The organism is Streptomyces ossamyceticus (assembly GCF_001418475.1).
In the GTDB taxonomy this organism is placed as follows: Bacteria; Actinomycetota; Actinomycetes; order Streptomycetales; family Streptomycetaceae; genus Streptomyces; species Streptomyces ossamyceticus.
In genome coordinates this window covers 1-1,495 of sequence record NZ_LIQX01000898.1, presented here as the reverse complement: position 1 = coordinate 1,495, position 1,495 = coordinate 1, and the positions used below count along the sequence as shown (strand labels likewise).

The window sequence follows — 1,495 nt, the reverse complement described above, 5'->3', positions numbered from 1 at the left end:
TCCTCGACCTCGACCTCGACCCCGACCCCTTCCGCTCTCGGTGGTCTCGCCGCCTGGACGGGCGCGTCCAAGCAGGAACTGGGCCGGGAGTTCATCGAGTCGCTGGCCCGTGGTCTGACGGTCGTCACCTCGTTCGGCGAGGGCCGCGCCGACCTCACCCTCACCGACGTCGCCCGTACCACCGGCCTCGCCCGCGCGACGGCCCGCCGGGCGCTGATCACGCTCGAACACCTCGGGTACGTCGAGTCGTCCGACCGTGTCTTCCGCCTGACCCCGCGCGTCCTGGGCCTCGGCTTCCCGCCCCTGTCGATGCTGCCGCTCCCCCGGATCGCCGCCCCGCACCTGGCGGAACTCTCCGCGCGGGTGCACGAATCGGCGTCCCTCGCGGTCCTCACCGCGGGCGGCGACGAGGTGCAGTACACGGCGCGGGTCGCCACCAGCCGGATCATGAGCGTCAACATCACCCTCGGCACACGGTTCCCCGCGTACGCCACGTCCCTGGGCCGCGTGATGCTCGCCGGGCTCCTCCCGGAGGTCTCCCTCCCCGAACGCCTCGTCCCGCTGACCCCGCGTTCCGTCACGGACCCCGTGGAACTCCTCACCGTCCTCGAACGCGTCCGCACCGACGGCTACGCCCTCGTCGACGGCGAACTGGAGGAGGGCCTGCGCTCCATCGCCGTCCCCGTCCACGACCGCGACGGCAGGGTCACGGCCGCCGTCAACGTCGCGATGCACAGCAGCCGACGATCGGTGGAGCAGTGCGTGCGGGAGATCCTGCCGGAACTGCGCGCGACGGTGCACCGGATCGAGAGCGAGCTACGGGTGGCGGGCATGTTCCGCCGGGTGGCCGGTGTCTGACCGGGCCGCGCGAGCGGTGTGCGAACACCGTGCGCTCGCCTCCTCACCCGTACGCACCCTGCGAATGCCGTGCGCTACGGTGGCCGCCACCAGCCGTCGACACGAGAGGAACCGGCGATGCCAGCCGAGCAGCAGGGCTTCCAGTCGGTGTGGACCCGCCCCCGGACCGGCCGGGAGCAGCCCGCGCTGAGCAGGGAACACATCGTGTCCGAGGCGCTGCGACTGCTCGACGAGGAGGGCATCGACGCGCTCAGCATGCGCAAGCTCGGCGGCCGGCTGGGCGCGGGCGCCACCTCGCTCTACCGCCACGTCGCCAACAAGGACGAGCTGATCGAGCTGGCCGTCGACGAGGTCTACGGCGAGATCGAGGTCACCGCCTCCCCCGACCCCGCCACCTGGCGCACGGACACGGCCCGGTGCGCCCACAGCCTGCGCGCGACGATCCTGCGCCACCCCTGGCTCGCCTCCGTGCTCGGCGAAATGGGCATGTCGTACCTCGGCCCCAACTGGATGCGCGTCTCCGAGGCCATGCTGAAACTGCTGACCACCGCCGGTTTCCCGGCCGACGAGGCGGACCGTGTCCTCGGCACCCTCGTCGCGTACGTCACCGGCATGGCCACGAGCGAGGCCGCCTGGC

General features: G+C 72.3%; 2 protein-coding genes. Both read left to right on the top strand.

The annotated features are described in order from the left end of the window. Positions 1-858, top strand: an 858-nt coding sequence (locus AOK15_RS40295) for an IclR family transcriptional regulator domain-containing protein (protein WP_157870529.1), incomplete at its 5' end; no start/stop codon positions are given. Between the two features lie 117 nt (positions 859-975). Further along, on the top strand, positions 976-1,495 hold a 520-nt coding region (locus tag AOK15_RS40290; RefSeq protein ID WP_055524112.1), incomplete at its 3' end, for a TetR/AcrR family transcriptional regulator.